This window comes from Pseudomonas sivasensis, assembly GCF_013778505.1.
GTDB classification, from domain to species: domain Bacteria; phylum Pseudomonadota; class Gammaproteobacteria; order Pseudomonadales; family Pseudomonadaceae; genus Aquipseudomonas; species Aquipseudomonas sivasensis.
Genome location: NZ_JAAOWU010000006.1, coordinates 98,637 through 120,264 on the forward strand (window position 1 = coordinate 98,637; position 21,628 = coordinate 120,264).

Sequence of the window (21,628 nt, forward strand, 5' to 3'; positions counted from 1 at the left end):
TGGACCGGGCGCGCCCTGCCCCATACCGTTGGAATATCACGCCGTAAAACAGGCATGGCGCCTGCGATTGTCTAGGGAGCTGTACCGCACATGACTTGCTGGAATGTCCTCGGCCTGACGCCGGATGCCGATAGCCGTACGATCAAGCGCCAATACGCCGCCTTGCTGAAACAGACCCGCCCGGACGATGACCCGCAAGGCTTTCAGCGCCTGCGCGAAGCCTATGAGGCTGCACTGGCGTGGAACCCGGACGAGCAGGTCGCTGATGACGTGCTGGTCGAGACGCCCGACCAAACCCTCGCTCAGCATTACGAAGCGGCCATGGCCGATGGCACCGCGCTGTTGCTGGAAGTCCACCTGTTACAGCGCTGCATCGAAGGCGATCTGAATGCCGAAGACACCCGGTGGGCCTTCGAAACCTTCAACTGGCTGACTGCCTGGCAACGCCTGGAACTGCCCAGCGCGTTAATCAGCACCCTGGAGTTCCAGCAACGGACCCAATTGCAGAACCCCTTGCACCAAGCCCTTGGCCAGCAAGACGACGCTGCGTTCCTGGCGGCCTACGCCGCTACACCCAACGCGCATGCCTGGGTGAACAATCATCCTCATGCCGAGTGGTTCAACGAATGGTTGGCCAGACTGCTTGCCAACCATCATTACTGGTCGAGCACTGTATTCGAAGCGGTTTGCGCCGGACAAAACTGGCACGGTGGCGCAGATCATGGGTGCCTCGCTGGAGACTGGGCGCAGATGTTGAAGCGCCAAGAAGGTCCTGCTTTTATGGCGCACCAACGTGCATTGGCCGCACAACCGCCCGACAGCCCGCAACAGCGTGCCGCGCGCTTGCTACTGGCACCCATGAGCCTTGGCCAGCGCCGTGCCTTTGCTCAGCGCTTCGACGAAGACGACTGGAAGGCCTGCAAGACGTTGAGTGCCGATATTTATGCCGACCACGTCAGCGTTGCCGAAGGCATGCCCGGTGGCACGGTGTATTTCTGGCAGGGCTGGGAGGCCTCCATGGACAGCTGGCCGTGGATCGTTGCGCTGGTGCTCAGTTGCCTGGTGGGTGTGCTGGTAAAGGCCGAAGCCTTGGCCGGCAAAGTAATACCGACCCTGGGCCAGGGCATTCTGTGGTCGATCGGCGCCGTGGTGTGTGCGGGCATAGCCTGGCAGGCCTGGCGACCGCTGGCCCACCATTACCGCGTGCTGGATGAACAGCTCAGCCAACGCTTGCCCCGCTGGCTCAGCCCGACCCACTTGCCGTTGCTGCCGATACGTGACCTGGTACCGGGTCTCATTCTGGCCGCAGCGTTGGGTTATGTGTTCAGCCCGTTCGCCAGTTTGACCCTGGCGGTCGCACTGGCGCTGGTGGGTTTGATCAAGCGGCCGTTCATGAATCACCACACCCCTTGGACCGCCCGGCATCCACGCTGGGCCGTCCTGGGCGGCACGCTTTGTCTTGTTGGCGCGGTCGCGCTCTATGCCGGGTTGAAGATGCTCGACAACCAGCACCTGGTTACCCGCAACCAAGGTCTGCAGCAGTGGACCGAACGCCTGTGCAGCCGCATGCCAAGTAGCGTGGTTGAGTGCCAGGCGCCCGCCACCCAAGTGCAGTGGTACGGCCAGGAGGGCAAGCCATGAATCCAAAATGGTTGTTACCCATAAGCATCGCATTGGGCCTTGGCCTGCTCGGGGTGGCCAGCGCCACCAGACCGTTGCAAAAAGTGCAACTGTGGCTGGACCAGCGCGACAGTCCCTACACTGCCAGAGCCAGTGCCCTGGCACCGATCATTGACTGCGTGAACCGCGTCGACCGGGACACGCGCCTCGCGTATTACCCCATTCCAGAAGTTGAGCCCGACAAGCCCACCCTCGATACCTATGGCGACCGCAATGAGCCCGAGCCGTACCTTATCCAGCGGTCGGTATGTTCGCAGCAGTACACGGTGAAGCTGGAACGCCAGGCGCCCGGCAGCAACTTGCTCGCCGCCGCAGGTGCTTACGCGCAAGCTTTGTACAACGTCACGGCACTGGCCGATGGGGTTACTCGCGTGCAGGCGCGCAGCCTGGCGCCGACAACGCAGGAAATAGCGTCTGAGGCTGCTGGCAAGCAATTGCTGCTGGCCTACGATCAGGTCGTCGAAAAATACCTGGCAGCGTCCACTTCTCTGCGCCAACAGTTGGCGGATGAAGACCTGAGTGTGCGTCCCGCCCAACTGGCGTTGCTGGAAGCGCGCTTTGGCCGAGACATGCAGTGGCACTTGCTCAACTACATGATCGCGGCGCGCCAGGCGGTGAACCAGATCGAGCAAGGCGTGCGCGACGCCAACCTGACCCCGCAGCGCGTGGCTGACTTGACCGAGGGGGTACGCAAGGCCGCCGAGGACAGCAGAGTCTTTCTCAATGCCATGCCCAGCAGAAGGCTGGACGATGAGGCGATTTACCTCTGGTACAACATCAAGGCGCCTGCCGATGAATACCTCAAGGCGTTGACCACCCTGCACCAGGACTGGCAGGACCACGCCGCGCCGCAGCAGTTGAGTGACGACTATTACCGCGTCACCCGCCGCTACGACGCACTGCTCAGCTATTACAACCGCCTGGCCAGGAATGCGTTCTAGTGGTTTCTGAGCTTTACATAGGATTGATGCAGGTCCGACGCCCAGCCATCGATCACGCTTTTGACGTCATCGGCTTTCATTACCTGGGCAGCGTTGTCCAACGGCTTGCCGGTGCCTTTGCGCACCACCTGGGCGATCACCTTGCCAGTGGCCCCGTCGAGGAACTGCGCTTCGGTCCCCAAAGTGGTTTCCTGGTCACGGATGCCGGTACCGGTACTCACCGCCGCTGCCACCAGGGCCACCGGGATGAATTCATAGGGTTTCAGGCTCTCGGTCTTGCTGCTGACGGCGGTTATTGCCGCGCGCACCACGATCACGCCAGGGCCGGGCGCGCTGGCCAGGGGCAGTGACTTGGCCAGCTCACGCTTGAGCGCTTGGTTGTAGTAGGCGTTGATGCCGTTGAGGGTGCTCTCGGGGATTTTTGCGGTGGCGTGGGGTTTGGGGTAGAACTGAGTCGGTTCGATGTATGCCGCGTTGTAGCGGCTCAGGTCCAGCTTGGGATCGACCCAGCGCATCACCACGGCGCCCGACGGCGACTGGGCTTGTTTGAGTTGGCTGTAGTCGGACAGAAAGCCCGAATACTCATCCGGTTGCGTGACCTTGCTGGCGCAACCGGTCATCCCCAGCGTGGCGATACACAGCGCGCCGATCATTAGCCTTAGTTTCATCATCGAACTCCTTGGCGGTCATCATCGAAACAGTGAGCTGTAGGTATAGCCAATCCTGGGGAATACGCCCTATTTAGCCTCGGGCATTTGCCAGGCCTGGGATCGGCGTCAAAGCTGAAGGCTCAAGCGCGATCGCGCGGGATCAGGCTTTGTAATTGCGAAGCCAGGAAGTTGGCGTCGAAGCCGAAGGTGTCGGGGTCTTTCAGGCCATTGGTTTTCTTCCACAGCCAGTCGTTCTTGTCGGCCGCCAGCACCAGCGAGACGCTGCCGTGGCGGGCTGCGGTCAAGCCCATCACCGCGACGGAAATCGAACCGCCCGCCCCCATCACATCCGGCACGAACTCCACGGTTTTGCCGGTGATCTGCACAATGAGCTTCTCAGTCTTGAAGGTGGACGTCTCCACCGGCACGCTCGGGCCGCTGGCCACATAGGCTTCACGATTGACTTCCAGCAGCCCGACGGTTTTGACCGGTTCCAGCCACAGCTCAATCTGCCCGAACAACTCGCCGAGCTTTTGCGCCCAGCGGGCTGACTGCACGTCGAATTGCTGTTTTTTGTGGGCTTCGCTGTCGGCGTAATGACGAAGCATCTCGCCCAGTTGTTGTACATCGTCCATTGCGGATTTCCTTGGGTGAGCCAGGTTGCGAAGACTGATCATGGCAGATGCGGCGGTTCGCCGTACGCCTTAAAACTGCACCGGTCATTTGGCTGGCAACTGCGTATGACTATTGGTTGGCCAGTGGGTAAGGTGAAGTCACATCCCTTGTCAGGAACATCACATGCGCACCATCGGCCTTATCGGCGGCATGAGCTGGGAGTCCAGCGCCGAGTATTACCGCATCATCAACCAGCGTGTGCGCGACCAGCTGGGCCCGCTGCGCTCGGCGCAACTGTTGATGTACAGCGTGGATTTCGGCCCAGTGGAACAGGCCCAGCATGCGGGGCGTTGGGATGACACCGCGCAGATCCTCGAAGATGCTGCGCGCCGCCTGCAGGCTGGCGGCGCCGAGTGTGTGGTGCTGTGTACCAACACCATGCATAAAGTGGCCCCGCGTATTGAGGCGGCGGTGTCGATTCCGTTCCTGCACATCGCCGATGCAGCCGGTTTGGCCGCAGTGGAGGCCGGCACGATGACGGTCGGTTTGTTGGGCACCGCATTCACCATGGAGCAGGACTTTCTCAAGTCCCGCCTGGCCGATCACGGCCTGACGGTGTTGGTGCCGGACACGGATGAACGTAAGGACGTGCACCGCATCATCTACGAAGAGTTGTGTGTGGGCGTGATCAGCGACACTTCACGCCAGATCTATCAACGGGTGATCAAATCCCTGGCCGCCCGTGGCGCCCAGGCAATCATCCTTGGTTGCACGGAAATAGGCCTGTTGATCAAGCCCGAACACAGCGACCTGCCGCTGCTGGACACCACCGAGCTGCATGCGCAGGCTGCGGTGGCGTTTGCTCTGGGTTAACCCCGCTGGCGCAGACGGGCCATGCTGACGGTGTCGACAAACACACCGTCACGCAGGGCGTAATCGCGCAGCAGCCCTTCCACCTCGAAACCGAATTTACGGTACAGGTGTTGCGCGGCTTCGTTGTCGGCGTACACCGTTAACTCCACGCGGTGAAGATTCATCCAGTTGTCAGCCACGTCCAGCGCAGCGCTCAACAGACGCGACCCCACCCCCTTGCCCTGCCAGGCCGGCGCAACGCCCATGCCGAACGAACCCACATGGGCCTGGCGCACGCGCAGGTACTGTTCCAGGCCGAGTTGACCGATCACCTCACCGCCGTGCACCGCCACCAGTTGCAGCCGACGCTCGTTGTCCATCACCAGCTTGTTGCGCCAGGCCTCCACCGATTGGTAAGGCATTTGCAGCACCTGTCGACACACCGCCGGTTCGTTATAGAGCGCTGCGACGCCCTCAAGATGGGCCTCGGTAAAGCGCTGGATCACGATATGGGGTTCAGGTGTGTGCATGGTGTTTCATCCTTTGAAAGACACGTGGCCAGCCAGTGTAGAGGCCCTGCCCACCCGATGGCTAGGGCGCTGGCGCCGTCGACCACAACGCCGGCCAATCACCGTAACCCACCCCAGTGCAGCGCGGCATGGACAGCAATTCACTGAGCTGGAAACCCTTGCCGTCAAACACCCAGACGGCGCCCGCACCACAATCGCCAATTCCCCGGAGCTTGTAGAAATAACTCAAGGTGCCACTGGCTGCGTCATATCCCACAGAGCCTTGCAGTGGCTCGATCCCTAATGGCAAGGGCTCAAGCTGCATCGGGGTTTCAGCATACGGCGCCTGGCGCTGGCGGCTGACCACATCGTATTCACAGTTGTAGGCCGCGCAGTCATAACGCACCACGGTCATCGCCTGCTGCGCGGTGAGGGCACCAGCGTTCGCCTCGGGTGCGCTGCCGGTGCCGTTGTCCTCGGGCGTGACGGTGTGCAACGCGGCCGCTATCAGGCCGGCCTGCTCCTGCGCAGTCAACATCGGTGCTCCTGGGAATTTGCGCAGCACCGGTGTCGGCAAACGTGCAGGCACGGCGCTGGCCGCGCCCTTACCTGGGCGGGCCAAAGCCGTGACGTTATCCACCCGCCCCTGCACCGCATCCATCAACAGCAGCGAAGCGCTCAACCCGCTCAGCGACACATGCGCCTGCTCATCCCCCGGCAATTGCAGGCGCTGGCCGTTACGCAAACGCTGCAACCAACGCCGCGCCACTGCCTCCTCGATCACGCCATAGGACTGAACCTCGGGATCACCGCCCTGATCGTCCAGTTCAACGTGCAGACCCTGCGTCGACTCCAGCCCCAGCGGCTGACCGTCCAACAGCAGGGTCGACAGGTCGAGCGCCTCACCGCGGTGGTCGAAGCGCAAACGCAGGTAACCTTCAGGCCCGGCCTGATGCCAGATATGCAAAGTCAGCGAGCTGTAGTCCTCCTCGTCGACGCCACTGGGTGCGCTGAGGGCATGGCAATTACGCAGGTTGTCGCAACCCGTTACCCAATTCTTGATTTCCCGGAGCAAGGGAACGCTTTCAGTGTTGGTTTGAGCGAAGGTGGCAGTGCTGGTCAACAGCAAGGCCAGGAGTGCGGGGCGCAGCATGGGGACTCTCCGTGTCGAAAAAAGGCGCGGATTGTCCCATGTTCGGGAGGTGGCGTCAGTGCTTAGCCGCCACGCGCCACACCCGCGCAATGTCCGCCGCCCGCTCGCGCAATAATCGCGGGGCCTCACTGCACGCCTGTTCCAGGCTCATCGGCCCGTTCGGCAAGGCGAAGGCGGCGTCGACGCCGTGGGCGTACATTTGCTCGTAGCCGTCGCCCAGGGTGCCTGCGATGACGATCACGGGCACGCCGTGCTGCTGGGCGATACGAGCGACGCCAAAAGGGGTTTTGCCGCGCAGGGTCTGGGCGTCGAAGCGGCCCTCGCCGGTGATGACCAGGTCAGCGTCGCGTACGACGGCGTCCAGGCCAACCAATTCGGCGACGACTTCCACGCCGGCTCGAAACTGCGCACCGAGAAAGGCCTTGGCGGCGAAGCCCAGGCCGCCGGCGGCGCCGCTGCCGGGTTCGTCGCGCACGTCCTTGGGCAAGACCTTGGCGCAGTGATCGGCGAAGTGGCTGAGGGCCGCGTCCAGTTGTTGGACGTGTGCGGGACTGGCACCTTTCTGCGGGCCAAAAATGGCTGAGGCACCGTGGGGGCCACACAGGGGATTGTTGACGTCGGCCGCGATTTCAAAGCGCACCTCAGACAGGCGCGGATCAAGCCGCTCAAGGCTGATATGGGCCAGGCCAGCTAAGGCCAAACCGCCCGGCGCCAGCACTTGGGAGTGGGCATCAAACAAGTGCACGCCAAGCGCCTGCATCGCCCCCGCGCCTCCATCGTTGGTGGCACTGCCGCCAATCGCCAGGATGATGCGCTGTGCGCCGGCATCCAGGGCGGCGCGGATCAGCTCGCCGGTACCGTAAGTGCTGCTGATACACGCATCGCGCTGTCCTGGTGGGACCAATTGCAAGCCGCTGGCTTCGGCCATTTCGATGATCGCTGTGTGGCTGTCGGCCAACCAGCCCCAGCGCGCGTCAACCGTCGCGCCCAACGGTCCGCGAACCGCCTGGCGGCGCAGCTCGCCGTTGCAGGCGGCGAGTACCGAGTCCACCGTTCCTTCACCGCCGTCCGCCATCGGGCACTGGATCAACTGCGCGTCCGGCCAGACCTCGGCCAAGCCTTGGGCAATGGCCTGGGCAACGCCTTCGGCACTCAGGCTGTCCTTGAACGAGTCGGGGGCGATGATGATTTTCATGGGCTTTCTCCGGTTTTTATGACGCCCATGCTGCCAGTTGGCACCGGGAATGACGCCGGTCCGATGCACAAGTGCGGGTGAGGTTTGTTGTTCATTCCGACAAAGCCTGGGGCAACAGCTGGACGCCCAGGTACAGGGCGAGCATGCCGTCCAGGGTCAGCGGGTCGACGCCACTGAGTTCAGCGATGCGCTCCATGCGGTAACGCAGACTGTTGCGGTGGATACCCAGCGCGTCGGCGCAGGCCTGGCTTTGGCCATCGTGCTCGCACCAACTGCGCAGCGTGGCCAGCAATTGGCCGTTGTTGTCCTTGGCGAGCACTTTGCGCAGGGGGTTGAGCAGTTCATCGAGGGCGTCGTCGTTGCGATGGCGCCAGAGCATCACCGGCAGGCGATAACGGTTGAGGGTCAGCAGCAGTGAGTGCGGCAGTACATCGCGACCGTAGGCCAGTAAGTCACCCACACGCCGATAGCAACGGCGCAGCCCGGCCAGTCCTTCCGCTTGCCCGCCGACGGCTACGCGCAGCACATTCCAACCTTGGCCTTCGAGCTTTTCCAGCAGGCGCGGATTATCCACTTGCACCGCCGCGGGCCGGCACCATAACAACGAGAACTGCGCCGAGCTGACGCACCAACTGTCCGGATAGCGCGACGTCAGCCACGCGCTTAATGCCTCCGCCGACTGGCCCGGCCCCAGTTCGAAAAGGTACGGCGTGCGCGCCAGCTGCGGCTTGAGTCCCAGTTGCTGAGCTTCGTCGACCAGGCGCGGCGAATCACCGGTTTCGGCGAGGAGCAACGCCAATAGATCGTCGCAACGCTGGCGTCGCCATTGCTGCTCGGCTTGCTGATGGCGATGGCTGACCAACATTTCTGCGGTCATACGCACCAGTTCCGCGTAGGTGCGCAGCAGTTCAGGTTCGCCGGTGATACCCAGCACGCCGATCAGACGCTGATCGTGCATCAGCGGCAGGTTGATACCCGGCTGTACGCCCTTGAGGTGTTTGGCGGTCTGGCCGTCGATTTCCACCACGCGACCATTGGCCAGCACCAGTTGCGCACCTTCATGGCGGGTGTTGATGCGCTCGGACTCACCACTGCCGAGAATCAGGCCCTGGCTGTCCATGACATTGACGTTGTAGGGCAAAATCGCCATGGTCCGATCGACGATGTCCTGTGCCAAGTCATGATCCAACTCGAACATGAGTCTAAATTCCTAAAAAAGCATGGTTGTTCATCGGCACAGCGCAAAGTTTCCATCACTGTGCGCGAGCACAAAGACAGCACCCCGCCCCGTGGCCAAGACTCGTTGAGCGATCAACGTTACCCTCGCATCGCGAAAAATCATAATAAAGAGAGAACGCCATGTCACAGAGCGCCGCTGCCACACTGGCCACCGATGACGATAAAAACGCCATCTACAAGCGCATTACCCTGCGCCTGATCCCCTTCATTTTCATCTGCTATCTGTTCAACTACCTTGACCGGGTCAACGTTGGCTTTGCCAAGTTGCAGATGCTTGATGCGCTGAAATTCAGCGAAACCGTGTACGGCCTAGGTGCCGGGATATTCTTCATTGGCTACGTACTGTGCGGCGTACCGAGCAACCTGGCGCTGACCAAGTTCGGTCCACGACGCTGGATCGCATTGATGATGATCGTGTGGGGCACCTTGTCCACGTGCCTGCTGTTCGTCACCACGCCGACGCATTTCTACACCCTGCGCCTGTTCACGGGCGCCGCCGAAGCCGGCTTCTTCCCTGGCGTGGTGCTGTACCTGTCGCAGTGGTTCCCAACGTTCCGCCGTGGACGGATCATGGCGCTGTTCATGTCGGCGATTCCGGTGTCCGGCTTACTCGGCAGCCCGTTCTCCGGCTGGATCCTCAACCACTTCGCCGCCGGCCAAGGCGGTTTGGCGGGTTGGCAGTGGATGTTTCTGCTGCAAGGCATCCCCACCGTAATCCTCGGCGCCCTCGCCTACTTCCTGCTCAGTGACACGTTTGCCCACGCCAAGTGGCTCAAACCCCACGAGCGTGCGGTACTGGAAGCCGACCAGGCGACGGACCTGGCCAACAAGCCGAAAACCACCACCGATTCCCTCGCCGAAGTGTTCAAGAACCCGGCGATCTGGGCATTCGGCCTGATCTACTTTTGCATCCAGAGCGGTGTGTACGCGATCAACTTCTGGCTGCCGTCGATCATCAAGAACCTGGGGTTCAGCGATAACTTGGTGATCGGCTGGCTCAGTGCGATCCCGTATTTGCTGGCGGCGGTCTTTATGCTGCTGGTGGGCCGCTCCGCAGACTTGCGCAAAGAGCGTCGCTGGCACTTGGTGGTGCCTATGTTGATGGGCGCGATTGGTCTGGTGATTGCGGTGAATTTCGCCACGACCCCAGCGATTGCGATTCTGGGCCTGACGATCGCCACCATGGGTGCCCTCACCGGTCTGCCGATGTTCTGGCCAGTGCCGACTGCGATGCTCAGCGCGGGCGCGGCGGCGGGTGGTTTGGCGTTGATCAACTCCATGGGCCAGATGGCGGGCTTTCTCAGCCCGTACATCGTGGGCTTTGTGAAGGATGCGACGGGGTCCACCGATATTGCGTTGTACCTACTGGCGGCGGTGATTGTGGCCGGTAGTGTGTTGGCGTTGCGGATGACGCACACCCTCAAGGCTTGACGGCGTCCATGTGGGAGGGGCAAGCCCCTCCCACATCTCGTCCGCGTTTACAGCAGCCCGCCGCCGTCGATATCAATGACAGCACCGGTCATGTAGCCATTTTCCATGGCCAGCACATACGCCGCCGCCACTTCCTCTGCCTGCCCCACGCGCCCCACCGGCAACGCGCCACCGGCCTTGGCAAACATCGCCAGGCGCTGGTCCTCGGCCAACCCTGCATACGCTGGGGTATCAATCACACCGGGACTCACCACGTTGACGCGTCGCGGCGCCAACTCCTTTGCCAACTGCTTGCCCAGGGCTTCAGTGGCCGCGTTGATACCAACTTTGATGAACTGGCCCGGCGCCAACTTACGGCCCAGTTGCCCGGAGGTCAGACTGATACTCCCGCGCTCATCTAGGAAAGGCAGCGCCTGCTGGATCGCCCGCAACGCGCCCCAGAGTTTCACGTTGAAGTTGTCCTGGGCCTCGTCCAGATCGGTTTCGATCAAGGTCTTGGCGCGCACCGAGGGGCCGGAGGTGTACACCAGATGGTCAAAACGCCCAACGGTTTCGAACAGACGTTGCAGTGAGTCGGGGTCGGTGACATCCACTGGCTCGCTGCGTAGGCCGTTGTCGCGGCCCGACGATAGGCGCCGCCCCGCCAACACCACCTGAGCACCGCGTGCAGCGGCGGCCTTGGCCACCGCCGCGCCAATGCCACTGCTGCCGCCGATCACGACGACCGTTTTACCGTTGAGGGAAGATGTCATGGGGAGATGTCCTGGGTCAGAAAGTGAGCGTTCATCTTCCCAGCTTGGCAATCGACGAAAAATCCCGGTAAAACGACAAGATCTTTAAAGGATTTTTACAAATGAGCTCAATCCTAGACCTTGAAGTTTTTGTGCGCACCGCCGACACGGGCAGTTTGTCCGCCGCCGCGCGCGGCCTGGGGTTGACCCCTGCTGCGGCCAGCATCGCCCTCAAGCGTCTGGAAACACGGCTGGGCATCCGCCTGCTCGCGCGCTCTACCCGCAGCATGCGCCTGACCGAGGAAGGCAAGCGCTACCTGGACAGCGTGCGCGAAGCCCTGGCCGCATTGGCCGAAGGTGAACAAGCCCTCAAGCAGCACAGCCAGGGGTTGACCGGATTGCTGCAATTGGCCGCGCCGTCGGATTTTGGACGCAATGTCGTCTTGGGCTGGCTGGACGAATTCAAGGCGGAACACCCGAATATCCGCCTGCAATTGCTGCTCAACGACAGCAATGCTGACCTTTTCCGCGACACCGTCGATATCGCCCTGCGCTTCGGCGTACCCCGTGACTCCAGTCTGGTGGCACTGCCTGTCGTGCCCGGTCACCAGCGCATTGCATGTGCCAGCCCCGAGTACCTCGCGCGTCACGGCACACCCACGACGCCCGCGCAGTTGGCGCAACACAACACACTGCGGTACATGCGCCAGGGGCGCGCCAACAGTACGTGGTTCTTTCGCCAGGGCAGCGAGCTGCAGGAAGTCAACGTGACAGGCGATTACCTGAGCGACGACGGTGAAATTGTGCGGCGCTGGGCCTTGGCCGGTCACGGCATCGCCTATAAAGCCAACCTGGATATCGCCCGGGATCTGAAGGCCGGCCGCCTGGTGCACGTGTTGCCGGATTGGCAAGGCGAACCGACGCCATTCAACCTGATGTGCCCGCACCGCCTGCAAGTGTCGGAGCGGGTAAAAGTGCTGCATCGGTTTCTCCACGTGCGCTGCCATGCGTTGCTGAGCGAATGAAGAAACACGCTCAGGGCTTGTTCCAGAGCCTCTGAGTCTGGTATTGCATGGATTACGTCTCACAGCCGCAAGGAGCTTTGCATGATTTACCGCACATTGGGCCAGTCCGGTTTGAAGGTCAGCGCCTTGACGCTGGGCACCATGATGTTTGGCGAGCAGACCAATACCGAGGACTCGCTGCGCATCATCGATAAGGCCTGGGATCAGGGCATCAATTTTATCGACACGGCCGACGTATACACCGGCGGACGCTCCGAGGAACTCGTCGGCGAAGCCATTGCCCGTCACCGCCAGGATTGGGTGGTGGCGAGCAAAGTCGGTTTCGGTCCGCCGGACGGTTTGCCCAACCGCAGTGGCTTGAGTCGCAAACGGATTTTCAATGCGCTCGACGCCAGCCTGACCCGACTCGACACCGATTACCTCGACATCTACTACCTGCACCGCGAAGACCACTCGACCCCTCTGGAGGTCACGATTTCTGCGATTGGCGACTTGATCCGCCAGGGCAAGATCCGCTACTGGGGCTTATCCAACTACCGCGGTTGGCGCATTGCCGAAGTGATCCGCGTGGCCGAGCGTTTGGGCGTGGACAGGCCGGTGATCAGCCAACCGCTGTACAACATCGTCAACCGTCAGGCTGAAGCGGAGCAGATTACCGCCGCTGCCGCCTATGGCCTGGGCGTGGTGCCTTACAGCCCGCTGGCCCGAGGCGTGCTCAGCGGTAAATACGCGCCGGATGTCACGCCAGAACCGGGCAGCCGCGCCGCACGCCAGGATAAACGTATCCTGGAAACCGAATGGCGCGTGGAGTCGCTGCGCATTGCCCAGCAAATTCAGCAATATACCCAGGGACGCGGTGTGGGGATCGTCGAGTTTGCCATCGCCTGGGTATTGAACAACTCTGCGGTGAGTTCGGCGATTGTCGGACCGCGTACCGAGGCCCAGTGGGATGCCTACACCGGCGCGCTGGACGTCAAGATCACGGCTGAGGATGAAGCGTTTATCGATTCATTGGTGACATCGGGGCACTCGTCCACCCCAGGGTTCAATGATGTTAGCCACTATGTCTCGGGGCGCGTCGCTCGCTCGTAGTCGAGTGCTGTTGGGGCGAGCGGCAGCGGGTGTTGACCGAAAGAGGTTGCGGGGCTGCATCGCAGCCCAACACGGGCAAGCCCGCTCGCCACCGGGATAGGAGAAATTTTATGGCGTGAGAAAATTTCCCACCAATCGCCCCAAAACAGAGCAGCCGTTTCACGCCGCAAGCACCATAATGCCCGCCTCTCTTGTACAAATCGGTTTTCGCGAGGACAGCGTGTCTAAAGGTGTTGTGTTATCGGTCTCGGCCTCGGTGTTGTTTGCCGTGATGTATTACTTCACATCGTTGCTCACGCCGTTGAGCGGTCTGGAGATTTTCGGCTGGCGCATGCTGCTGACTGTGCCGTGCATGACGGTGTTCATGATCGTCAGCGGCGAATGGCGGCGTGTTTGGGAATTGCTGCAGGTACTGGCGGCAAAGCCTCGATTGATCGCAGGCGTCGTGTTGTCTTCGGCCTTGCTGGGCGTGCAGCTGTGGTTGTTCATGTGGGCACCGCTGAACGGGCGCAGCCTGGATGTTTCGGTGGGTTACTTTCTGCTGCCATTGACCATGGTGCTCACCGGACGGCTGGTATGGGGTGAGCAGCTGTCCTATCTGCAAAAGATCGCAGTGTTCTTTGCAGGCCTTGGGGTACTCAACGAGTTGTACCAAGCCGGTGGGTTTTCGTGGGCAACGCTGGTGGTGATCATTGGCTATCCGCTTTACTTCATCGTGCGCAAATACCTTAAGACCGATAACTTGGGCGGGCTCTGGCTGGATATGGCGCTGATGCTGCCGGTGGCTTGGTGGTTCGTGCAAAGCGGCGAGCAAGGTTTTGCGGTCATGGATGTGCACCCAAAGCTTTACGCATTGATTCCCATGCTGGGTCTGATCAGCGCCTCTGCATTGGTGAGCTACATCATTGCCAGCCGATTACTGTCGTTCAGCCTGTTCGGGCTGCTCAGCTATGTCGAGCCGGTGCTCTTGCTGTTCGTAGCCTTGCTGCTGGGTGAAGGCATCAAGGCGGGCGAATGGCTGACCTATATCCCGATTTGGATCGCAGTCATGGTGCTGGTGTTCGAAGGGTTCAAGCACCTGGTACGCCAGCGCAGGGCTTGAACCGTCTTCACCTGGAATTGCCCAACAGCGCCGAATGCGTTTGGGTTGCACCTTGATCGTCAAGTGTAGTGAAGCGCACTGTTGCGCTGCCCGCCGCGCCGTGCGGCAGCCTTGGCATCGTCACGACGGCGGTGGATCGTGGTGCGATCATCGGCGGGTCTTCGCTGTGGTATTCAACGCCCTCGCGTGTCACAACGATGCCGGACAGCGTGACGTGGTAATCGCCGGGATTATTCACGTGCAGCGTCGACTCATCCCCGGTAACTAGTTGCCATTTCAAGTCATTAATCGAGCTTGCCGCCGTCCCCGCTAGTTGGTTCGGCCGCAAGAACAATTTAACCCGCGTACGAAATGCCAGATTCACTTGGTTATTTTGCACAGCGGGCTCGCCTGTCGGCCTGATCGCAAGCACGTTGAGCCAATACACTGATTCCCGGTCCTCGTTCGTGTGTGAAGACGATTGATAGAGCACGCGCAGCGCTCGTCCACTGCCGGCCTCCATGCGGAAAATCGGTTGAGTGACAGTGAACGGCACATCACTGTTTTCAGGTGACGCCTCGCTATCGTTGGCGTCGATCCATACCTGGACCAGCCGCGGGCCATCCGTTTCATTGGTAAGGTTGACCGTTACTTCGCGGGCTTGAGCCGGATAGATCACACGGGTACGGTCGATGACGATTTCGCCTTGGACCAGAGGTGCCTGCAGCGCCATCAGCAGCCCTATCACGTTGAGCCGTCGCAGGAACGTCCGGCTCATCGGTAACTCATCGTGAACGTTGCCACGCCATTTGCGCTGCCTGGCGCAATCGTCTGTTGTGTCTGGATATAGCGCGCAGTCAGCGGAATTTGCACCGTGCCATTGCCCGTCGTCCCCACCAGCCATTGATTAGGGTTGCCCACGCTTGAGGAGTCCGCACCGTAACGAACCAGAATATTGCCGCCGCGTACCAACTGCAGGGCCACGCCCTTGGCCTGGGAACTTGCGGTCAGGGACAGCACATCGCTGCGATTCGAGCGGGTGGTATGGTCAGTGACGGTGATAAACACATCACGCGTGCCTCCGGTGCCGCCTTCGCACAAGAGCGTGATATTGCGGGTTACGCTGCCGGCATGACTGCCGACGCCACGGAACGCCGTAACCGGTACGCTTCCCAAAGACATCGCAATGGAGGGCGTCGAAACCCGGCATGTCGGCTTTAGCGGTGGGCTAATGACCAGCGCCTGCATATTGACCGGATGATACCCAGGGGCTGAGGTATTGGTATTTTGCACCCTGTAATGCGCGACAGTGCGTGTGGGCACAGTCCCCGGAGAAATCGCCCCTCCCGTGGCCACCAGGTAAAGCCGTCCCTGCAGGCCCCAGACAACTGGCTTGGGATACTTCACCCTGAGCAGTGATGCTGCCGATTGACCGACAGCGGCGAAGCCATGATTCGGGTCGCGGGCCATCATTGCAAACCCAACCCCGGGCACGCCTGTGGCGAACACTGGCATGGACACACCGTTGGCGTTGAATGTCCTGCCAGTGGAGCTGGAGTTGACCGCGTTGATCGTCGCAGTTACCCAGTGGAAATCGCTCCAGAAGTCGTAACGGCACTGCATGACACTTGCCGGTGCATTAAAGGGATAGCCTCCCGCCAAACCGATCACTTGCCCGACCTGAGGGTTGGTCGGGGGGATGATGGGGGCAATGTTGATCGCCGTTGCCCCTTGCGGATAACAATCCCCACCTGAAAAAGCATGCGCTTGCATCGCTAGCATCCAGCCGCCCAACGTCGAGGCAGCAAGCCAAGATAAGTTCATTCAAAAGTCCTCTGCTGGTGCCCCACAGATGTGGCACCGAATATTCACGGGTGCCGTTCAATACTGCCGGCTACTTGGCGAACCGAGCTGGGTACGCACAACCCTTGGAGATAGTCGACGTCTTGCTGGCGGCTGTTCGCGGCATGCGCAGCCATCTGGTAGTGGACGTCGCATCGTTCAGAAATTTTTTCACCCCATTTGACGATCAACGTGCCGGCAGCCGGGATATCGCGCACAAAAGCTTTGCTGGCTTGGCCCACTACGCCGACTTCCCGGCCTTGCTGGTCCAGAACCTGAGCCGCAAATGGCAGCGGCGTGCCATTCTGCTGTTTGGCCTGGACGATCACCGCCCGCCCGCTGACGGTCTTGAACTCCACCAATTGCACTGCACCGAGGGTTGGAACGATATCCAGGCTCGACTCTTGAAGCTCCACGTCCATGGACATGCCTTGTGGATCAACACTCACCGTATTGTTTTGGAATGCCCTGAGTGACGGAACCACGGCATACCCGCTGCTATTGATGCGTGTAACACCGTCGTGGCCCAACACTGCGCCTTCGGCATCCGGCACATGAACCAGCGCAGAGGCCTCTCCCAGGCTTTGCGAAAACGTCACGCCGCCAGCGTGAGCGACGATGCCGCCATCGGCGCCAAATGAAAGCTGGGATCTATCGCGGCTCTGACCATAGCCTGCACGCACGCTGGCAGAACCGGTGCGGTACCCTGCGTGGGTGTTAAGTTGCCTGGAACTCGATTGATCACTGGTCGCGCGGCTGGCGGAAAAACCGTAGTCGAACTCGGCGTTCTCGCCCAGGAAGCCGTTGATGCCCACTTGCTGCTGGCTGCCCCGTGTATCGCCACTGTCCCGAGACAGCGAAGTATTGATGGTCGGCGACCTCGGTTCGCTCCCCAGCGGCATCGATAACGTCAGCATGTAGCGGTTATCGATGCGCCCGGGTTGGCCGATACGCCCGAAAAACACATCGTCACTGAGCTCGCTTTGAGTCAGTTGTCGCGTGTCCTGGACCCTTGAGCGCTGCGCCGAGAGGTTCCAGTTGACCTTGTTCCAGGTCGAGCCGTAACTGGCGGTGAATGAAACCTGGCGCCCTTCCTGCCCGCCCCAATAGTCGACAGAGCTGCCGTACAGGCTCAAGGTGCCTATGCCCAACTGCTGGCTGATGGTCAGGTCGAGCCGACTTTTTTGCCGGGCATAACCGTTGACATCACCGGACTGGCGAGCGATTTCACGCACATTCAGTGCATCCGGAAGGTTCAGGTAACCCTCTGTAGAGAACCGGTATGCACCCAGCGCAAAATGCGTACCCGAGGCGGGCAGACTTTTGTTGTAGCCCACGCCCAGGCTTTGGCCGGACAGGCGTCCATGATCAGCCACCTTGGTATGCGAGGTGGCGCCGTCCAGCGAGAAAGCACCGATGGACGTATTCAATGCAATACCGATCTTGCCCTGCTCATAACCGTTGGAAAGACTGCCGCCGCCATACACCGTCAAGTCATCGGTCAAGCCGTGTTGGAGAGTGCCTTGAAAGACGTTTGCGCCCTTGGCATCGATGCCCTTTTGCTGCACCTCACCCAAGGTGGCGCTGTATTTTGTCGTGTCGGCCCGCAGTAATTCCGGGGCCACCGAGTACGGCACGACGAAGGTGTTTCGGCGCCCGTCGACTTCCGTCACGCTGACGATCAAATCACCGCCATAACCCGTGGCATGCAAATCACTGATGACAAAAGGGCCAGGCGCGACTGTCGTCTCATAAATGGTGTACCCGTTCTGGCTGACAGTGACCGTTGCATTACTGTCGGCGACACCGCGTACCTGCGGTGCATAACCTTGCTGCGTCTGCGGACGCATGCGGTCGTCGGTTGCCAGGCTTACGCCTCGCACGCGTACCCCGTCGACAATCTGTCCGTTGCTGAAGGTGTCTCCAATAGTGAGTTGTGATTGCCAGGGGATGATGCTGCGCTGCACATAAGTGGACGTGTTCTGATAAGTCTCAAACCCTGTGCGGTTGCTCCAGGCTTGGGCACCTTGGTGCCGCAAGCGCCAGGCGCCCAGATTAATCCCCGCATTGAGGCCCAGGTAAGTGCGACCGTCGCCTTCACCAGCGGTGACCGCATTGGTACTGAAGTTGTAATTGAGCAGCCCGGCGGTAATGCCCTCATCCAACAACTCGGGGTCAATGTAGCCGCGCATCGACCGGTTCATGTAGGCCTGCGGCACGCTGGCGGCTAACTCAAGGGCGCCCGGATCGAACGAGCTGGACGCCATCGGAATCCACTGCCCCAGGTCGCCGCAATACTGGCCGGCTGCGGCAGGGTTCGCGAGCTCGCGCCCACGGGTATCGGTATCGACTTTATCCATCGCGATACCGATTTTTTCCAATACTTCGCGACTCAAACACGGCTGCGCACCGGTCTTTGCGTGGGCCGCGACGAACTCCACCTCCCTGCGCCCCAAAGCCTGGCCGTTGACCACGATATCTATGCGATATAGGCCAGGACTCATCTGGTTGCCGGTATTGAACCGTGACATGTCAACCGACGATGCCAGGCCGCTGGAGAATGCGTTCAGATCAAAGCTCAACTCAGACGCAAGCGCGGAATCGCTTGCGATTACGGCCGCACTCATCAAACCGCCCAACATCATCTTTCGATGCTGGAATGGCAAAATCGGGGCGCAACGATGCACCCGTACTTGGATGTGACTAGGCATAGTTATGACTTCAGTGGACGCTGAGAAATGTACGTTTGCTTGCGATCAGCAACGTTCCGGGGACGCGTTCAGCGATGCAATACAGCAGGCTGCGCCGATGAAAAGCTGCCGAAATCGTTGATGTAGGTGAAATTCACCCGCGCATCGGCGGGTATTACCTTCGCGGCGTTCGGCACCGGCAACTTCAACGTGCCTCCCGGTTCCACCATCGCTTCGGGCAGTGACAATTTTTTCGCGTCGGGATGGGAGCCCATAAGCAGGTAAATGTCGTTGAAGGTGACGTGATAAGCCGAAGGGTTGTGCACCTGTATCACGGTGTCTTGGGCGACCTGCTCCAGGGACCAGCGCAACAGCCCTGGCGCCTCCTCGGGTGTTCCAGATAACTGCGCCGGGCGAAAAAACACCTTGGTGCGGATACGGAACGCAAACTTGAAGTGATTCCGCTGGCTGTCTTCGAGGGTGGGATCAAACTCATTGGTGGCGCCCGGCACTTCAAGTACGTTCAACCAAAACAGCGACTCTCTATCCGCAGGTAGCGGTGCCTTGGTGTAGGACAAGCGCATGAACTGGCTTTTGCCGGCGTCCAGGCGAAATACCGGGGGAGACAGCACGAAAGGCACATCGCTCAGTGTCGGCGCTGCCTCGGCATCACCTGCGTCCAGCCACGCCTGGACCAGACGGGGTGCGTGTTTGTCATCATTGGTCACTCGTATGGTGACCTCGCGTCGCTGCTCGGGGTAAATCTGTCGCGTACCGTCGATAACTACCCCCGCGTGCGCCGCATGCGAGGCTATGCACAAGGCCAGACTCAGCGCGACGGACACCACGCGATGACTTAAGAACATCATTAAATCCTGCATCGGGTAATCCTTGAAAACAGTTGTCCTGCGCCCGACCGCAGGGTCGAGCGAGGATCTCAGGCAACAAACGCAATGGTTATCAGCGCGGCTGCATCAAGGAAAGGTGACCGAGTACTGCACGCTGCTGGTGACATTGCCCGCGCCTGCCGCTCCGCCATTGGCGATGTAGCGTGCGTAGAACGGTAAGGTCGCCAGACCATTGGTCACGGTGGCAACGGTTGAGTTATTACCTACGCGCAAGTCCATTGGCGTGTTGGAAGCGCCATCGAGAATTTGTACCTCCACCCGCGAGGCGGGTGTTGCAGTGGCGGTATTACGCAGGTTGCCGGTTGCCGGGTTGATGCCAGGGCTGGTCGGCTCGTAACGTACGGCGACCTTGGTACCGTTCGGGCATCCGCCCGAGCCGCCCACATAGACAAAGTAGCGCTTGCTGCCGGCCGTATCGCCTGCGGCCTTGAGGGCCGAGGTTTGCACGCGATCAAGAACGACCGGGAAGTTGGCACCTGAACCTGGCGAGGCTCCGGTGCCGCCGCTGATGGTGCAGGTAGTGCCACTGACCGAGCCGGTGATCGTGATGGTACCGTCTGCTGCATAAGCGGAGCTGGCAGCGAAGCCGCACAAAGCCAGCACTGCAGCCGCCAGAGTGTGTTTTGTCATAATCAGTCTTTCCTTAAAATTAGGGGTCGCGAAACGCACACTTATGACGCAGGAGAGGATCAGCTCTTGCGACGTCCATGGGTGGAGTCTCGTAAAATTTTGTTCCACAGCCCCAAGGAGTTGTCTGTTGCAAAACCTTTCTGACGTGTTTGGCAGGCAAAAAAAAAGCTCCGTACCTTTCGATACGGAGCATGTTCTTGAATTGCCCGAAAAGCCTGACAGGCTTTGGATGGCTAGTCGGCGGTCAATACGCCACGGCGGACTTGATCGCGCTCGATCGACTCAAACAACGCCTTGAAGTTGCCCTCGCCAAACCCATCATCGCCTTTGCGCTGGATGAACTCGAAAAACACCGGGCCCATCAGGGTTTCCGAGAAGATTTGCAGCAGCAGGCGCTTGTCACCTTCGATGGATGAGCCGTCCAGCAGGATGCCACGAGCCTGCAACTGATCCACCGGTTCACCGTGATTCGGCAGGCGGCCTTCGAGCATTTCATAGTAGGTGTCCGGCGGCGCGGTCATGAAGCGCATGCCGATCTTCTTCAGCGCGTCCCAGGTTTTGACCAGGTCGTCGGTGAGGAACGCAACGTGCTGGATGCCTTCGCCGTTGAACTGCATCAGGAACTCTTCGATCTGCCCGGCGCCCTTGGACGACTCCTCGTTCAGCGGGATGCGGATCATGCCGTCCGGCGCGCTCATGGCCTTGGAGGTCAAGCCGGTGTATTCGCCTTTGATATCGAAGTAACGCGCCTCACGGAAGTTGAACAGCTTCTCGTAGAAGTTCGCCCAGTAAGCCATGCGCCCGCGATAGACGTTATGAGTCAGATGGTCGATGACCTTCAGCCCTGCGCCTTGTGGGTTGCGCTCCACGCCGTCGAGGTAGACGAAGTCGATGTCATAGATCGAGCTGCCTTCACCAAACCGGTCGATCAAGTACAACGGCGCGCCGCCGATGCCTTTGATTGCCGGCAGGTTCAGCTCCATCGGCCCGGTTTCGATATGGATTGGTTGAGCGCCCAACTCCAGTGCGCGGGTATAGGCTTGTTGCGAGTCCTTGACGCGGAATGCCATGCCGCAGACTGACGGGCCATGCTCGGCCGCGAAATACGAGGCGATGCTGTTGGGTTCGTTGTTGAGGATCAGATTGATCTCGCCCTGGCGGTACAGGTGCACGTTCTTGGAGCGGTGGGTCGCGACTTTGCTGAAGCCCATGATCTCGAAGATCGGCTCCAGGGTGCCCGGGGTCGGCGATGCGAATTCAATAAATTCAAAGCCCATCAGGCCCATTGGGTTTTCGTGTTGGACGGTCATGGTCGGTGCCTCATCATTCTTGTAGGTAGCAAGGGGTTATTTGCAAGCAAGGAT

At 60.4% G+C, this 21,628-nt stretch carries 20 protein-coding genes; 7 read left to right on the forward strand and 13 right to left on the reverse strand.

The window, feature by feature from the left end; translation table 11 throughout:
• The first annotated feature begins 90 nt into the window (after positions 1–90).
• Together G9Q84_RS12935 and G9Q84_RS12940 are read left to right on the forward strand one after the other, a co-directional pair.
• On the forward strand, positions 91–1,641 hold the full coding sequence (locus G9Q84_RS12935; RefSeq protein ID WP_181643463.1) for a J domain-containing protein: 1,551 nt from the start codon (positions 91–93) through the stop codon (positions 1,639–1,641).
• On the forward strand, positions 1,638–2,621 hold the full coding sequence (locus G9Q84_RS12940; RefSeq protein ID WP_181643464.1) for a DUF3829 domain-containing protein: 984 nt from the start codon (positions 1,638–1,640) through the stop codon (positions 2,619–2,621). The genes G9Q84_RS12935 and G9Q84_RS12940 overlap by 4 nt, the downstream gene beginning before the upstream one ends.
• Here the strand turns inward: G9Q84_RS12940 and G9Q84_RS12945 are convergent.
• The gene (locus G9Q84_RS12945) at positions 2,618–3,289 is read right to left on the reverse strand and encodes a DUF3313 domain-containing protein (protein WP_181643465.1); all 672 of its coding nucleotides are present in this window, start codon (positions 3,287–3,289) and stop codon (positions 2,618–2,620) included. The two genes, G9Q84_RS12940 and G9Q84_RS12945, sit on opposite strands and share 4 nt — an antisense overlap.
• 122 nt (positions 3,290–3,411) lie before the next feature.
• Entirely contained in the window at positions 3,412–3,906 is a 495-nt protein-coding gene (locus tag G9Q84_RS12950) for a hypothetical protein (RefSeq protein WP_032885682.1), read from the reverse strand.
• 163 nt (positions 3,907–4,069) lie between these two features.
• Between G9Q84_RS12950 and G9Q84_RS12955 the strand changes: the two genes are divergently transcribed.
• The gene (locus G9Q84_RS12955; protein WP_181643466.1) at positions 4,070–4,759 is read left to right on the forward strand and encodes an aspartate/glutamate racemase family protein; all 690 of its coding nucleotides are present in this window, start codon (positions 4,070–4,072) and stop codon (positions 4,757–4,759) included.
• Here G9Q84_RS12955 and G9Q84_RS12960 read toward each other — a convergent pair.
• From G9Q84_RS12960 to G9Q84_RS12975, 4 genes are all read right to left on the reverse strand, one after another.
• Positions 4,756–5,268, reverse strand: coding sequence for a GNAT family N-acetyltransferase (locus G9Q84_RS12960; protein WP_032885684.1), 513 nt, complete (start codon positions 5,266–5,268; stop codon positions 4,756–4,758). The two genes, G9Q84_RS12955 and G9Q84_RS12960, sit on opposite strands and share 4 nt — an antisense overlap.
• A 61-nt stretch (positions 5,269–5,329) precedes the next feature.
• A complete protein-coding gene (locus tag G9Q84_RS12965; protein WP_181643467.1) occupies positions 5,330–6,400 on the reverse strand; it encodes a DUF1176 domain-containing protein in 1,071 nt (356 codons plus the stop codon).
• A 55-nt stretch (positions 6,401–6,455) separates the two neighbouring features.
• The gene (locus G9Q84_RS12970; RefSeq protein WP_099602508.1) at positions 6,456–7,595 is read right to left on the reverse strand and encodes a glycerate kinase; all 1,140 of its coding nucleotides are present in this window, start codon (positions 7,593–7,595) and stop codon (positions 6,456–6,458) included.
• Between the two features lie 91 nt (positions 7,596–7,686).
• Positions 7,687–8,793, reverse strand: a complete 1,107-nt coding sequence (locus G9Q84_RS12975; protein ID WP_181643468.1) for a sugar diacid recognition domain-containing protein — start codon at positions 8,791–8,793, stop codon at positions 7,687–7,689.
• A 161-nt stretch (positions 8,794–8,954) separates the two neighbouring features.
• Here G9Q84_RS12975 and G9Q84_RS12980 point away from each other — a divergent pair, with 161 nt between their 5' ends.
• A complete protein-coding gene (locus tag G9Q84_RS12980; RefSeq protein ID WP_181643469.1) occupies positions 8,955–10,265 on the forward strand; it encodes an MFS transporter in 1,311 nt (436 codons plus the stop codon).
• A 47-nt stretch (positions 10,266–10,312) separates the two neighbouring features.
• On the opposite strand, the gene G9Q84_RS12985 is transcribed toward G9Q84_RS12980, so the two are convergent.
• Positions 10,313–11,017 carry an SDR family oxidoreductase gene (locus G9Q84_RS12985; RefSeq protein ID WP_181643470.1) on the reverse strand — a complete coding sequence of 235 codons (705 nt, stop codon included), beginning with the start codon at positions 11,015–11,017 and terminating at the stop codon, positions 10,313–10,315.
• Between the two features lie 101 nt (positions 11,018–11,118).
• Between G9Q84_RS12985 and G9Q84_RS12990 the strand changes: the two genes are divergently transcribed.
• The 3 genes from G9Q84_RS12990 (at position 11,119) to rarD (ending at position 14,215) form a co-directional block, all read left to right on the forward strand.
• On the forward strand, positions 11,119–12,021 hold the full coding sequence (locus G9Q84_RS12990) for a LysR family transcriptional regulator (RefSeq protein ID WP_181643471.1): 903 nt from the start codon (positions 11,119–11,121) through the stop codon (positions 12,019–12,021).
• An 81-nt stretch (positions 12,022–12,102) separates the two neighbouring features.
• Positions 12,103–13,113, forward strand: a complete 1,011-nt coding sequence (locus tag G9Q84_RS12995; RefSeq protein WP_032885691.1) for an aldo/keto reductase — start codon at positions 12,103–12,105, stop codon at positions 13,111–13,113.
• A gap of 220 nt (positions 13,114–13,333) precedes the next feature.
• Positions 13,334–14,215, forward strand: a complete 882-nt coding sequence (rarD, locus tag G9Q84_RS13000; protein WP_032885747.1) for an EamA family transporter RarD — start codon at positions 13,334–13,336, stop codon at positions 14,213–14,215.
• Positions 14,216–14,222: 7 nt separating this feature from the next.
• On the opposite strand, the gene G9Q84_RS13005 is transcribed toward rarD, so the two are convergent.
• From G9Q84_RS13005 to hppD, 6 genes are all read right to left on the reverse strand, one after another.
• Positions 14,223–14,972 (reverse strand): fimbrial biogenesis chaperone, encoded by a 750-nt coding sequence (locus G9Q84_RS13005; RefSeq protein WP_181643472.1) that lies wholly within the window; start codon positions 14,970–14,972, stop codon positions 14,223–14,225.
• Complete coding sequence (locus G9Q84_RS13010) at positions 14,969–16,018, reverse strand: fimbrial protein (RefSeq protein ID WP_122680968.1); 1,050 nt, start codon at positions 16,016–16,018, stop codon at positions 14,969–14,971. The genes G9Q84_RS13005 and G9Q84_RS13010 overlap by 4 nt, the downstream gene beginning before the upstream one ends.
• 44 nt (positions 16,019–16,062) lie before the next feature.
• Positions 16,063–18,663, reverse strand: a complete 2,601-nt coding sequence (locus G9Q84_RS13015) for a fimbria/pilus outer membrane usher protein (RefSeq protein ID WP_242461435.1) — start codon at positions 18,661–18,663, stop codon at positions 16,063–16,065.
• 152 nt (positions 18,664–18,815) lie between these two features.
• A complete protein-coding gene (locus tag G9Q84_RS13020; RefSeq protein ID WP_233896805.1) occupies positions 18,816–19,607 on the reverse strand; it encodes a fimbrial biogenesis chaperone in 792 nt (263 codons plus the stop codon).
• A 93-nt stretch (positions 19,608–19,700) separates the two neighbouring features.
• The gene (locus G9Q84_RS13025; protein WP_032885692.1) at positions 19,701–20,264 is read right to left on the reverse strand and encodes a fimbrial protein; all 564 of its coding nucleotides are present in this window, start codon (positions 20,262–20,264) and stop codon (positions 19,701–19,703) included.
• A 233-nt stretch (positions 20,265–20,497) separates the two neighbouring features.
• On the reverse strand, positions 20,498–21,574 hold the full coding sequence (gene hppD, locus G9Q84_RS13030; protein WP_032885693.1) for a 4-hydroxyphenylpyruvate dioxygenase: 1,077 nt from the start codon (positions 21,572–21,574) through the stop codon (positions 20,498–20,500).
• Between the last annotated feature and the right edge of the window lie 54 nt (positions 21,575–21,628).

Bases quoted from the DNA above. Each gene is read 5' to 3' on its own strand.
- G9Q84_RS12975 (WP_181643468.1), bottom strand. From the start codon at position 8,793: ATGTTCGAGTTGGATCATGACTTGGCACAGGACATCGTCGATCGGACC.
- G9Q84_RS12940 (WP_181643464.1), top strand. From the start codon at position 1,638: ATGAATCCAAAATGGTTGTTACCCATAAGCATCGCATTGGGCCTTGGC.
- G9Q84_RS13020 (WP_233896805.1), bottom strand. From the start codon at position 19,607: ATGCAGGATTTAATGATGTTCTTAAGTCATCGCGTGGTGTCCGTCGCG.
- G9Q84_RS12990 (WP_181643471.1), top strand. From the start codon at position 11,119: ATGAGCTCAATCCTAGACCTTGAAGTTTTTGTGCGCACCGCCGACACG.
- G9Q84_RS12965 (WP_181643467.1), bottom strand. From the start codon at position 6,400: ATGCTGCGCCCCGCACTCCTGGCCTTGCTGTTGACCAGCACTGCCACC.
- G9Q84_RS13010 (WP_122680968.1), bottom strand. From the start codon at position 16,018: ATGAACTTATCTTGGCTTGCTGCCTCGACGTTGGGCGGCTGGATGCTA.
- G9Q84_RS12945 (WP_181643465.1), bottom strand. From the start codon at position 3,289: ATGAAACTAAGGCTAATGATCGGCGCGCTGTGTATCGCCACGCTGGGG.
- G9Q84_RS12970 (WP_099602508.1), bottom strand. From the start codon at position 7,595: ATGAAAATCATCATCGCCCCCGACTCGTTCAAGGACAGCCTGAGTGCC.
- G9Q84_RS12980 (WP_181643469.1), top strand. From the start codon at position 8,955: ATGTCACAGAGCGCCGCTGCCACACTGGCCACCGATGACGATAAAAAC.
- G9Q84_RS13005 (WP_181643472.1), bottom strand. From the start codon at position 14,972: ATGAGCCGGACGTTCCTGCGACGGCTCAACGTGATAGGGCTGCTGATG.
- G9Q84_RS13015 (WP_242461435.1), bottom strand. From the start codon at position 18,663: ATGAGTGCGGCCGTAATCGCAAGCGATTCCGCGCTTGCGTCTGAGTTG.
- G9Q84_RS12935 (WP_181643463.1), top strand. From the start codon at position 91: ATGACTTGCTGGAATGTCCTCGGCCTGACGCCGGATGCCGATAGCCGT.
- G9Q84_RS12960 (WP_032885684.1), bottom strand. From the start codon at position 5,268: ATGCACACACCTGAACCCCATATCGTGATCCAGCGCTTTACCGAGGCC.
- G9Q84_RS12985 (WP_181643470.1), bottom strand. From the start codon at position 11,017: ATGACATCTTCCCTCAACGGTAAAACGGTCGTCGTGATCGGCGGCAGC.
- G9Q84_RS13025 (WP_032885692.1), bottom strand. From the start codon at position 20,264: ATGACAAAACACACTCTGGCGGCTGCAGTGCTGGCTTTGTGCGGCTTC.
- hppD (WP_032885693.1), bottom strand. From the start codon at position 21,574: ATGACCGTCCAACACGAAAACCCAATGGGCCTGATGGGCTTTGAATTT.
- G9Q84_RS12995 (WP_032885691.1), top strand. From the start codon at position 12,103: ATGATTTACCGCACATTGGGCCAGTCCGGTTTGAAGGTCAGCGCCTTG.
- G9Q84_RS12950 (WP_032885682.1), bottom strand. From the start codon at position 3,906: ATGGACGATGTACAACAACTGGGCGAGATGCTTCGTCATTACGCCGAC.
- G9Q84_RS12955 (WP_181643466.1), top strand. From the start codon at position 4,070: ATGCGCACCATCGGCCTTATCGGCGGCATGAGCTGGGAGTCCAGCGCC.